This window comes from Streptomyces sp. NPDC002870 (assembly GCF_042888505.1).
Lineage (GTDB): Bacteria > Actinomycetota > Actinomycetes > Streptomycetales > Streptomycetaceae > Streptomyces.
Genome location: NZ_JBIAPW010000015.1, coordinates 15,178 through 27,422 on the forward strand (window position 1 = coordinate 15,178; position 12,245 = coordinate 27,422).

Genomic DNA, 12,245 nt, shown 5'->3' on the forward strand with positions numbered 1-12,245 from the left:
CGACGGTGTCGGTCGAGACTACCGATCCAGGGAGACGATCATCTTCCCGGTGTTCTCGCCGCGCATCAGCCCCAGGAACGCCTCGACACCGTTCTCGACGCCCTCGACGACGGTCTCCTGGTACTTGAGCTCACCGGAGCGCAGCCAGCCCGCGACCTCCCGCACGAACTGCGGCTGGAGCGCCTCGTGGTCGCGCACGAGCATGCCCTGGATCCGCAGCCGCTTACCGATGACCATGGCCAGGTTGCGCGGGGCGGGGGTGGGCTCGGTCTCGTTGTACTGGGCGATCATTCCGCAGAGGGTGATGCGGCCGTGCAGGTTGAGCGAGGAGATCGCGGCTTCGAGGTGCTCGCCGCCGACGTTGTCGAAGTAGACGTCGATGCCGTCGGGGGCGGCGGCCTTGAGCTGCTCGGCCACGTTGCCGTTCTTGTAGTTGAAGGCGGCGTCGAAGCCGTACTCCTCGACGAGGAGCTTGACCTTCTCGTCGGAGCCGGCGGAGCCGATGACCCGCGAGGCGCCCTTCAGCTTCGCCATCTGGCCGACCAGGATGCCGACCGCACCGGCGGCGCCGGAGACGAAGACCGCGTCGCCCTCCTCGAAGGAGGCGACATCGAAGAGGCCGGCGTAGGCGGTGAGTCCGGGCATACCGAGAACGCCCAGGTAGGCCGGGAGCGGAGCGGTGGACGCGTCGACCTTGACGGCCTGCTTGGCGTCCACGTCCGCGTACTCGCGCCAGCCGAGGCCGTGCAGCACGTGGTCACCGACCGCGAAGCCCTCCGCGTTCGACGCGATGACCTCGCCGACCGCACCGCCGTCCATGGGCTGGTCGAGCTGGAACGGCGGGACGTACGACTTCACATCGTTCATCCGCCCGCGCATGTACGGGTCGACCGAGAAGTGCAGGTTCCGGACGAGGATCCGGCCCTCGCCAGGCGCGGCTACCGGAGCCTCGCGCAGGGCGAAGTCCTCCGTCTGGGGCCAGCCGTGCGGGCGGGCGACGAGGTGCCATTCACGGCTGGAAGAGGGGAGAGCGGACGTGGACATGGTGCGGTACCTCCCAGAAAAGGTTCAGGAACTGAAACAACTATCACTTCAATGCTTTAGGTTGTCAAGTATCGCCGTTCTGACGACATGGCCACCACCCGTACAGGCCCGCTGGCCATCGAGGTCGTCGGAGGCGGCCGCGATCAGCCGTGCCCTCACCGGGGCGCCGGCCCGGCAGTTGCTGGGAGTCCCTGCACTTCGCGCGGGAGCCGCGGGGCGGGACCCCGTCCCCTCCGGGGCTTCGCCAGCGCATAGGCCGTGGACATACGGGGATTGCCCGTCAGAGCGAACGCCTACGAGAGCCGTTCGACAGCACGAGGTTGAAGATCGAGCTGAGAAGCCATCCGCCTACCGATAGCGGCCCCGGGTCTGATGAGGTGCTCACCGCACACCATCAGACCGGGGGCCGCCGAGGTCTGACACTCAGAACTTCACCAGTTCCCGCTCCTCATCCGGATCCGCACCCTTCGAATCGCCCGAGCCGGACGAGCCCGACGAATGAGCCGAGTCGCCCTGCGTCCGCAGCCCTTCCCCCTCGACATCCACGTTCGGCAGCACCCGGTCCAGCCACTTCGGCAGCCACCACGCCTTCCTGCCGAGCAGAGCCAGGACGGCCGGGACGATCGCCATCCGCACGATGAACGCGTCGAAGAGGACAGCGATCGCCAGGCCGAAGCCGATCATCTTGACCATCGCCTCGCTGGAGCCGATGAAGCCGCCAAAGACCGCGATCATGATCACCGCGGCGGCCGTCACGACCCGCGCGCTGTGGTTGAAGCCGGTCACCACGGCCTGGCTCGCCTTCTCGCCATGGATGTACGCCTCTCGTATCCGGGTCACGAGGAACACCTCGTAGTCCATCGCGAGGCCGAAGACCACACCGATCATGAAGATCGGCATGATCGCCACGATGGGGCGGGTCTCCTCGACGCCCACGAGGTCGGCCATCCAGCCCCACTGGAAGACCGCGACCACGGCGCCGAGAGCTGCCATCACGCTCAGCAGGAAGCCGAGGGCCGCCTTCAGCGGGACGAGGATGGAGCGGAAGACCACGATCAGCAGCAGAAACGCCAGGCCCACGACCAGGGCCAGGTACGGGATCAGCGCGTCGTTCAGCTTCTGCGCGACGTCGATGTTCATGGCTGTGGTGCCGGTGACCAGCACGTCCGCGTCCGTGTCGGCCTTGATCTCCGTGCCCGCGTCCCGGATGCCGTGCACCAGCTCCTCGGTGGTCACCGACGACGGCTCGGCGTCCGGGATCACAGTGATCGTCGCTGTGTCGCCCGCCTTGTTGGGGGCGGCCGGCATCACGGTCGCGACGTTCTTGAGGCCCTTGATCTGATCGGTGACCTCGGTGAACGCGGCATCCGGGTCGTCGCTCGCCTTCGCGTCGACGACGACCACCAGGGGGCCGTTGAAGCCGGGGCCGAAGCCCTCGGACAGCAGGTCGTAAGCCCGGCGCTGCGTCGTCGAGGTCGGCAGCGAGCTGTCGTCCCCGATGCCCAGTTCCATGGAGACGGCGGGGACGGCGACGGCCCCGAGGCCGACAACGCCGAGGAGCAGGACGGCGATCGGACGGCGTACGACGAACCTTGCCCAGCGCGTGCCCATGTTGGCCTTGGCCGAAGCGGCCTTCCGTGCGGCTCGGGCGCCGCCCAGGAACTTGCTCTTCTCGCCCGCCGGCTTGACCCTCCGACCGGCGTATCCGAGCAGTGCGGGGATCATCGTCAGTGCGATGAGTACCGCGATAGCGACCGTGCCCGCGGCCGCGACGCCCATCTTCGTCAGCATCGGCATGTTGACGACGGACAGGCCCACCAGCGCGATCACGACCGTGAGGCCGGCGAACACCACCGCCGAGCCCGCGGTGCCGACGGCCCGGCCGGCCGCCTCCTCACGCTCGCGGCCCGCGGCCAGTTCGGCCCGGTAGCGGGAGACGACGAACAGGGCGTAGTCGATGCCGACCGCCAGGCCGATCATCGTGGCCAGCGTCGAGGTGGTCGAGCCCAGTTCGAGCGTGCTGGCGAGGGCCGTGATCGCCGAGACTCCGATACCGACGCCGATGAGCGCCGTCAGCAGCGGCAGGCCGGCCGCGACCAGTGAGCCGAAGGTGATGACCAGGACCACCGCGGCGACCGCGATACCGATGATCTCGCCCGTGCCGGTCTCGGGCTGCGCCAGGAGTGCGTCACCGCCGACCTCCACGGTCAGCCCGGCGTCCCGCGCGTCCTGCGCGGTCTCCTCCAGGACTTCCCGGGTGCCGTCCTCCAGTTCCATGCCGGGGACCTTGTACTTGACCGACGCGTAGGCGATCGTGCCGTCCTTGCTGACGGCGTCGGCCTGGTAGGGGTCGGCGACGGAGGCGACCTCGGGGCCGTCGGCCAGCGCGTCGACGGTCTTCTGCACGGTGTTCTTATTGGCGGCGTCCGTCATCTTCTCGCCGGCGGGTGCCTTGAAGACGACGCGGGCGGTGCCGCCGGCGGCGCTCATCCCGGGGAAGCGCTGTTCCAGCAGGTCGAAGGCCTTCTGGGCCTCGGTGCCGGGGACGGTGAAGGACGTGTTGCCCGCCGAGGGGGCGCTGGCCGCGCCGAAGCCCGCGAGCGCCAGCAGTGCCACCCATATGAGGGCGACGAAGTGCCGTCGCCTGAAGGCGAGTCGGCCGAGTCTGTAGAGAAACGTGGCCACGAGGGCGTACTCCCGGTCAGGTCGTTGGTTCTTCGGGGCAGGGTGATCAGTCCGGCGGGGAGGCAGGGTTGATCGGCTCGACGACGTGAGCGGTCACGTCAGGTGCTGAGTGCGGGCCTTGTCAGGCGGTGGGCGCGCCGAGGGCGGGGAGGACCACGGCGTCGATGTACGTAAGGAGGAAGTCCTGCGTCGGCGGCTGTTCGTCGATCAGCGTGCGGGCGGCGAAGGCGCCGCTCATCACGTGCATCACGAACCCGATCGCCGGGGTGTCCGTTCGCGATCAGCCGACTGGGCGCGCGGCGTCAGGCTGGCGAGGAGCTCACCGACGGGGCCACCTCGGCCCTGAAGCGGATTGGTGTCATGGAAGTTCTTCATCCCTGTTCGACGTGCACCGGGGACCCCGTGAGAGTCCTCCGGCTGGAGGCTGACCCGCCCAGACAGCCCGGAGGCCACCGTGAAGAAAGACCGGTCGTTCTGCCACCTCGACAATAGCTCCCCCGGGGTCCTCGCGCCACTCGTCGACCCGATTGAGGGGTTCCTCACCCATCCACCACTGACACAGAAAGAGCGCCGGGCCGTGGCCCGCGCGACTGCCGCCCAAGGCCTGGCCGCCCGCCCTGGACGAACTTCCGCGCGGCCAGAACCGGGTCACCGTTCGGTGACACGGCCCCGCGGCAGGATCGGAGTGGTCATCGAGAGAAGAGCGGAGCATGAGGCTCACCGCAGACGACGGCGACTCTCAGCTGCGCCGTGCACAGTCACCCTGACCGACAGCGCGTTGGGGGCCGATGGCGAACCGGTCGGGTATGCACAGGCCGATATCCCAAGGCTTGCCCGAGGTAGTCTCACCACATGCTCCATGGGCGGCAAGAGGAACTCCACGCACTGAGCCGGCTCGTCGCAGAGGCCAGTGCGGGCCGGGGCGGAGCGCTGATCGTGCAGGGGGATGCCGGGGTCGGCAAGACCGCGGTGCTACGGCGTGCTGTCGCCGCGGTCAGCGGCGGCACGCGTGTACTGACCTGCTCGGGCGTCCAGGCCGAAGTCGCCCTGGCCTTCAGCGGACTGCAGCGGCTGCTGACGCCGCTGCTCGACCAGTTGCCGGAGCTGCCGGGCGATCAAGCCGCCGCGCTGCGCAGCGCGTTGGGCCTGTCCACCGCGCCCGCCGCGGATCTGATGGTCCGCTCGGCCGTGCTGTCCCTGTTGGACCGGGCCGCGGCCCGCACCCCCCTGCTGCTCGTCGCGGACGATCTGCACTGGCTCGACCCGGCCACCGCCGGTGTGCTGCTCTTCGCCGCCCGCCGCCTCAAGGGCCGCTCCATCGCCTTCCTCGCCGCCGTCCGCGAAGCCGGGGAGGCCACTCGGGACCTGCCACAGCTCACGCTCCGCGGGCTCGCCCCGGACGCCGCGTCCGCCCTCCTCGACGAGCACGGGTGGGGGACACCGGGTCCGGCCAGGCGCGCCGTCGCCGACGCCGTGGGAGGCAACCCGCTGGCGCTGCAAGAACTGGTCCGGCTCGGCAGTCCGGCAGAGGTCGCGGAGAAGGTCGTACTCACCGGAACTGCCCCGCTCAGCCTGCGCCTTCGCGAGGTCTTCGCCGAACGCACCCGGGAACTGCCCGAATCGGCCCGAACCCTCCTGCTGGTGGCGGCAGCGGAAGACAGCGGCCACACCGGCACTGTGCTCGCCGCAGCCGGACGGCTGGCGGTCGACGAGCAGGCACTGGACGTCGTGGAGGCCGCCGGGCACCTGGAGGAGGTGTCGGGTGCCCGGCTGCGCTTCCGGCATCCGCTCGTACGGGCCGCGGTGTACGCCGACGCCTCCGCTCGCCGACGTGCGCTCGCGCATCGCGCGCTCGCAGACGAACTGGCGACGCAACGCCCGGAGGGCGGGCAGCGCGAACGGGCCGTGTGGCACCGCGCGCTCGCGGCCACCGGCCCCGACGAGCAACTGGCCGAAGCACTGGAAGCCAGCGCGGAGACGGTGCGCCGCAGGGGCGGACTCGCCGCAGCTGCGGCCGTACTGCACCGGGCCGCGCTGCTGAGCCCCACGGAGCAACAGCACATCAGGCGGCTCGCCGCCGCGGCCCACGCCGCCTGGAAGTCGGGCAGCCCGCAGCTCGCCCACCCGCTGCTGAGGGAGGCGCTGTCCGGGCCTGCGGACGCCGGGACTCAGCTGGAACTGGACCGGCTGCGGGGCATGATGGAGCTCTGGGGCGGCGATCAGCAGGCGGCGGTGGCCCGGCTGATGGACAGCGCAGCCGCGCTGGCCGGCCGGTCCGCCGAGAAGGCGGTCGTCCTGGCCTTCATGGCGGTGGATGGGGCGCTGCGCGCCGACCGGACGGACGAGGCCCTGCGGGCCGCGCGGCTCATCGAGGCCGCCGGCGGCGAGGATCCCGGGTATGCCCGGTACGGGAGCTGGCTGGCGGACGCGATCGTCGGCCGTCCCCTGGACGGGCTGACCCCCTGGCAGATCTTCCAGGCCGCGCCAGAGGGCCTCAGCCGCAACGATGCCCACCTCCATGTGTGGCCCGCCGCGCTGAGCAACCTCGGGCCCTCCCCCCGGATGGCCCGGTCCTTCATCCTGGAAGCCTGCGACCATTTCGCATGGTCCGGCATGCTGGCGGTCCGCGGACTGCTCCTGTCGTGGCTTGCGGACCTGGAGTACCGGACCGGGCTGTGGCCTGAGTGCGAGGCGCACGCGCATGAGGGGTTGCGGATGGCCCGTGACGTCGGGCAGCCCGTCCTGGAGGCGGATCTGCTCGCGGTGCTGGCCCTGCTGTCCGCCGGGCGCGGCGAGGCGGCGGATTGCCGTGCGTACGCCGAGCGCGCCCAAGCTCTGGCGGTGCCGCAGGGCAACAGGTCGGCGGCGGGCACCGCGCAGTGGGCGCTGGGGCGGCTGTCCCTCGCCGCCGGCGACTACGCGCAGGCCTGTGAACGGCTGGCGGCACTTGGCGAGCCAGGCTCACCGTTCGCCCACGGCCGGGTGGCCCGGCAGGCCGCCCTCGACGTGGTGGAGGCGCAGGTGCGCGCGGACCGCAGGGAAGCCGCCGAACAGTCGGCGCGGGCCTTCGAGGAGTGGTCGGAGCAGACCACTCTGGCCTGGCCGCAGCTGCCCCGGCACGGCATGCGCGCCCTGCTCGCGGAGGGCGACGCGGCGGACAAGCACTTCCAGGCGGCCCTGTCGGCTGCGGGCGCGGCGGACGCTCCGCTCGCCCGGGGGCACACGGCGCTGCTGTACGGGGAATGGCTGCGGCGGAACCGGCACGAGGGCGAGGCCAGAGCACAGCTGCGCTCGGCGCTGGAGACGCTGGCTGGCCTCGGGGCGCTGGGCGAGGCGGAGCGCGCCCGCGCCCAGTTGCGTGCGGCGGGTGGTGTGCCAGGGCGGCGTGGCGGCGATTCATCGGCTCGGCTGACGGTCCAGGAGCTGCAGGTCGCCCGGCTGGCAGCAGAGGGGCTGAGCAACCGGGAGATAGGCGCGCGGCTCTCCTTGAGCCCGCGGACCGTCGGCTACCACCTGTACAAGGTGTTCCCGAAGCTGGGCATCAGCAGCCGCTCCCAACTGCGCGACGCGGACCTGGATGCCGTGGGCTGACCCGTACGGCGACGAGTTGGGCCGCGATCGCCGTGGCGACCTCGGCCGGGGCGCGGCCGCCGAGGAGCAAGCCGATCGGCGAGTGGATCGCCGAGCGCCCCGCCTCGTCGAGTCCGGCGTCGCGCAGCCGTCCGCTCCGGTCACGGATCGTCGCCGCTGAGCCGATCGCGCCCAGGTACCCGACGCCCCCCTCGGCGGCTTCCAGCAGCGCCGGAACGTCGACCCGCGCGTCGTGCGTGAGCACCACGACGGCGGAGCGGCCGTTGAGCGCGCCTTCCGCCCGCAGGGTGCGCAGCCCCGTCTGCGGCAGCCCGGGGAGCACCTCCACACCGGCGTCCCGTGCCTGCGCCGCGAACACCGGGCGGTGCTCCAGAACGACCGGACGGTAGCCGAGCTCGACGCCGATCCGGGCCAAGGGCCGGGCCACCGGCGTCCAGGTGACGATCGCGAGCAGCGGCGGGGAGGCGTGTGCGGCGACGAAGACGTCCGGATGCGGACCGGAGCCGAGAACCGCGGTGCCACCTTCGGGTAGCAGACGCCGCGACGCCGCCTCGGCATCGCGGTCCACCTCGCCCGCGCCGACGCTGCCCTCCCGGCCGCCGTCGGGCAGCACGACCAGGTGGCCGGGGCTGGCGCTGCTCAGCCGGACGGCGTGCGCGACGGGGCGCCCGGCCCCGACCGCCGCAGCCAGGACGGGCAGCCACCAAGCGCCGTCCGGCGGCACCGGCTCGATCCAGACCGTGATCGTGCCCCCGCAGGTCAGGCCGACGTCGAACGGTCCGCTACCGGGGCCGGCGGGCCCGTAGCGGCGCAGCACGGGGCGGCCGTCGCGCAGCACGTCCTGCGCGGTCGCGGCGACGTCGGCGTCGACGCAGCCGCCACTGATCGCACCGAGCACCGCGCCCTCGCCGTCGACGGCCATCGCCGTGCCCACCGGCAACGGCGTGCTGCCGACCGCGTCGACGAGGGTGGCCAGGGCGAACGGCCGGGACTCGCGCCACCACCCCGCCAGCTGCGGAAGTATGTCGCGCACGGCGTCATCCCACCAGTTTGTCGGGGGTGATCGGCAGGTCGGTGATCCGCTTGCCGGTGGCGTGATGAACGGCGTTGGCGATGGCCGCGGCGACGCCGACCGAGACCACCTCGCCCATGCCCTTGCTGCCGTGCGGATGCGCGATGGTGTCGGGCTCGTCGATGAACAGCACCTCGATGTCGGGGACATCGGCGTTCACCGGGATGTGGTAGTCGGTGAGCGCGGGGTCGATGTAGCGGCCGGAGACCGGATCGGGCGTCAGCTTCTCCATCAGCGCCCAGCCCATGCCGAACACGATGCCGCCCTGGGCCTGGTTCCTGGCCGCCTTGTGGTTGGTGATCCGGCCGACGTCGAAGACCGCCACGTGCCGGGTGACGCGGACCCTCGGCAGTTCCGGGTCGATCCGCACCTCGGTGAAGTGCGCGCCGAATGTGGCGACGGCATGGGAGGTCCGGGGGGTGTAGCTTGCCTCGGCCACCACCGGCTTGCCGGCGTGGCGGGCCAGCAGGGCACGATACGTCTCACCGCGCTTGGTGTCGTCCCGGTGGAACAGCCTCCCGTCGGCCGCCTCGACCTCGCCGTCCGCCAGCCCGTACAAGGGCGAGTCCGGGTCGGTGACGGCCATCCGCACCGCGGCCCGGCGGGCCTTCTCCGCGGCGAGGTGGACAGCGGAGCCGGTGTAGCCCGTGGTGCGCGAGCCGGCGTTGCCCGCGGTCCTGGGCAGGTTGGTGTCGCCCGCGCGGACGGTCACCCTGCCCAGGGGCACCCCGGTGCCCGCCGCCGTGATCTGGGCAACCAGTGTGAGGCTCCCGGTGCCGATCTCCTGCGTGGCCGTGCGCACCTGGGCCGTCCCGTCGGCGCGGATCTCCACCTCGGCCCGCGCCTGGTCGGGGATCTCGCCGCGTACGGCGGTGGCCATGCCGTAGCCGACCAGTTCGCCGCCGTCACGCATCGAGCGGGGCTCGGCCGTGCGCCGGGCCCATCCGAAGCGCTCGGCTCCCATCTCGTAGGCTTGAAGGAGGTGCTTGGCGCTCCACGGCCTGCCGCTCAGCGGATCCGTGGTCAGGTGGTTGCGGCGGCGCAGCTCCAGCGGATCCATGCCGAGGCGGTAGGACAGCTCGTCCATGGCGCTCTCCAGGGCGAAGGAGCCGGGGCCGTCGCCCGGGGAGCGGAGGCTGATGGACGGGCCGATGTTCACCTTCGCGACCTTCGCGTCCAGGGCCAGGACCGACGCGGCGTAGGAGGAGGCGGTGGAGACGATGGCGGGCTCGGGCCGGTCGCCGCGCACCTCGGTCGCGTTCACGGTGTCGTGGAGGATCACGGCGAGCCTGCCCTCCCTGCTGGCACCGAGCCGGATGCGCTGAACGATCGGCGGCTGGTGGCCCGTCGAAGTGAACACCTGCTTGCGGCTGAGCACGAGTTTGACGGGGCGTCGGACCACCCTGGCCGCGTGCGCCGCGAGCAGGGAGTGCCCCCACACGTCGGTCTTGTTGCCGAACGCCCCGCCGACCAGCGGGGACAGCACCCGGACGCGTTCCGGCGGCAGCCCGAACACGGCGGCCACGACCTCCCGGTGGCCGTGCACGTCCTGGCTGCAGTCGTGCAGCGTGAGTGTGCCGCCCGACCAGTCGGCGACCACGGCGCCCGGCTCCAGCGGCACGTGGCTGAAGTGCGGCACCCGATAGGTGGAGTCGGTACGCACGTCCGCGCCGGCAAGTGCCGCCTGCGGGTCGGCGCCGGGCGGGAGCACCAGGTGCTGCGGCCATGGCGGTCTGATGAGGCGTCCGCTCGCGGCATAGGCGTCGGGCAACGCCTCCTCGAACGTGGGCACGGGTTTGTGCACTTCGTAGTCGATGTCCACGAGCGATGCCGCGTGCTGGGACTGCTCCAGGGTCTTGGCGACGACGATCGCGAGGTGCTGCCCGTAGTAGGTGATCTTGTCGTCGGCGAGCGGGAAGCGATTCTCCAGGTAGCCGGTTTCGGCGGGGGTGCTCCGCCACGGCAGCCTGTCGCGGTGGGTGATGACGGTGAGCACGCCGGGTGCGGCCAGGGCCCGGGTGGTGTCGATACGGCGCACCCGGCCCGCGGAGATCGTGCTCGTGAGGACGGTGGCGTGCGCCATGCCCCGCAGGCGCACGTCCGCGGTGTAACGGGCCGAGCCCGTGACCTTGTCGCGCGCCTCGACGCGGTTGACCGGCGCGCCGATCCCGGATTCGGGAACCTCGGTCCTGGACGTCATCGCGCACCTCCGAGTTCGGTGAGGGCCTGGCGCACGACCGCTTGGGCCAGGCTCACCTTGTACGTGTTGTCGGGGCGCGGGGCCGCGCCACTGGTCGCCGCGCGGGAAGCCGCGTCGATGGCGTCCTTGCCGAAGGGCCGGCCGAGCAGGGCGCGCTCCGCCGCCCTCGCGCGCCAGGGCTTGGGCGCGACGCCACCCAGCGCGATCCGGGCCGAGCGGACCGTGCCGCCGCGCACCTCCACGGCGACGGCGGCGGACGCCAGCGCGAAGGCATACGAGGCGCGCTCGCGGAACTTGACGTAGTGAGAGTGCGCCGAGGAGGCACGGCCCGGCAGATCGACCGCGAGGATGATCTCGTCGTCGCGCAGCATGACTTCACGCTCGGGTGTGCGGCCCGGCAGCCGGTGAAAGGCGTCGATCGGGATACGTCGCTCCCCACGGGGCCCCCGGACGACGACCTCGGCGTCGAGTGCCTGGAGCGCGACGGCGCAGTCGGACGGATGGACGGCGATGCAGGATCCGCTGGTGCCCAGGATGGCATGTCGGCTGCTGTCACCGTCCAGCGCCGCGCAGCCGGAGCCCGGATCGCGGCGGTTGCAGGCGAACTCGGGCAGCCGGTAGTAGGGGCAGCGCACCCGCTGCAGGAGATTGCCGCCGAACGTGGCCCGGTTGCGGATCTGCGGGGACGCACCCGAGCGCAGCGCCTCGACGAGGACGGGGAAACCCCGCACAATCCGCTGGTCATCAGTGGCATTGCGGCACAGCGCGCCGATGCGCAGACCACCGTCCGGCAGGGCGGAGATCTCGTCGAGAGCGAGCCCGTTGACGTCGATGAGGTGGCTCGGCCGCCGGATGCCGTCGCGCATCAGGGTCGTCAGATCGGTGGCGCCGGCGATCACCTCTGCCCCGGGGTGACGAGCCAGGAGACCGACCGCCTCACCGACGCTGCGTGCGCGAACGTACTGGAAAGGCTCCACGACTACCGCCCCTTCGCCATCGTGGCCGAGGCCGACGCGATCGCGTCCCTGATGTTGCAGTAGGCCGCGCACCGGCACAGGTTGCCGCTCATGGCTTCGGGGATGCGGTCCTCGGTGATCCCCGGCTCCTCCTCGAGCAGCGCGACAGCCGACATGATCTGCCCGGAGGTGCAAAAGCCGCACTGGAACGCGTCGTGGTCCATGAAGGCCTGCTGCACCGGGTGCAGGCGGTCGCCGTCGGCGATGCCTTCGACGGTGGTGACCTCCTGCCCGTCGTGCAGGACCGCGAAGGTGAGGCACGACAGGACGCGCCGTCCGTCGAGCAGCACGGTGCACGCTCCGCACGCCCCCTGGTTGCACCCCTTCTTGGGGCCGGTGACGCCGACTTCGTCGCGCAGAGTGTCGAGGAGGCTGCTGCGCGGGTCGACGGCGAGCTTCAAACGCTCGCCGTTGACGGTGAGGGAGAGTGATCTCGTCGCGTCGGCGGCTGAGGCGGTCTCCGCCCCCGCCGCGGACAGGTACGTCCCGGCCGCGACGGCGGCTCCGACGGTCAGCCCACCGGCCACCACGGTGCGGCGACTGGGGTGAGGGGACACCTCGTCCGGCATGGAGTGCCCTGCCTTTCTGATCGGGCCTTCAGCCTCCGTCCCGGTCGTCCCGGGTACATCTGTCACTT

7 protein-coding genes and 1 pseudogene are annotated in these 12,245 nt (G+C 71.7%); 1 reads left to right on the forward strand and 7 read right to left on the reverse strand.

The annotated features are described in order from the left end of the window. Positions 1 to 18: 18 nt before the first annotated feature. The 3 genes and pseudogenes from ACFYWY_RS19980 to ACFYWY_RS19990 form a co-directional block, all read right to left on the reverse strand. Positions 19 to 1,044 (reverse strand): NADP-dependent oxidoreductase, encoded by a 1,026-nt coding sequence (locus tag ACFYWY_RS19980; RefSeq protein ID WP_389188074.1) that lies wholly within the window; start codon positions 1,042 to 1,044, stop codon positions 19 to 21. 423 nt (positions 1,045 to 1,467) lie between these two features. Beyond that, positions 1,468 to 3,729, reverse strand: coding sequence for an MMPL family transporter (locus ACFYWY_RS19985; protein WP_389188077.1), 2,262 nt, complete (start codon positions 3,727 to 3,729; stop codon positions 1,468 to 1,470). Positions 3,730 to 3,850: 121 nt separating this feature from the next. After that, positions 3,851 to 4,006, reverse strand: a pseudogene (locus ACFYWY_RS19990) (TetR family transcriptional regulator); the annotation flags it as partial. A 575-nt stretch (positions 4,007 to 4,581) separates the two neighbouring features. Between ACFYWY_RS19990 and ACFYWY_RS19995 the strand changes: the two are divergent. Beyond that, positions 4,582 to 7,320 (forward strand): AAA family ATPase, encoded by a 2,739-nt coding sequence (locus ACFYWY_RS19995; RefSeq protein WP_389188080.1) that lies wholly within the window; start codon positions 4,582 to 4,584, stop codon positions 7,318 to 7,320. Here ACFYWY_RS19995 and ACFYWY_RS20000 read toward each other — a convergent pair. Genes ACFYWY_RS20000 through ACFYWY_RS20015 form a run of 4 tightly spaced genes read right to left on the reverse strand, consistent with a single transcriptional unit; the run spans position 7,271 to position 12,177 of the window. Then, entirely contained in the window at positions 7,271 to 8,353 is a 1,083-nt protein-coding gene (locus ACFYWY_RS20000) for an XdhC family protein (RefSeq protein ID WP_389188083.1), read from the reverse strand. The genes ACFYWY_RS19995 and ACFYWY_RS20000 overlap by 50 nt on opposite strands. 4 nt (positions 8,354 to 8,357) lie before the next feature. Then, a complete protein-coding gene (locus tag ACFYWY_RS20005; RefSeq protein ID WP_389188086.1) occupies positions 8,358 to 10,592 on the reverse strand; it encodes a xanthine dehydrogenase family protein molybdopterin-binding subunit in 2,235 nt (744 codons plus the stop codon). Beyond that, positions 10,589 to 11,569 (reverse strand): FAD binding domain-containing protein, encoded by a 981-nt coding sequence (locus ACFYWY_RS20010; RefSeq protein ID WP_389188089.1) that lies wholly within the window; start codon positions 11,567 to 11,569, stop codon positions 10,589 to 10,591. The genes ACFYWY_RS20005 and ACFYWY_RS20010 overlap by 4 nt, the downstream gene beginning before the upstream one ends. Before the next feature lie 2 nt (positions 11,570 to 11,571). Next, on the reverse strand, positions 11,572 to 12,177 hold the full coding sequence (locus ACFYWY_RS20015; protein WP_389188092.1) for a (2Fe-2S)-binding protein: 606 nt from the start codon (positions 12,175 to 12,177) through the stop codon (positions 11,572 to 11,574). Positions 12,178 to 12,245: the final 68 nt, after the last annotated feature.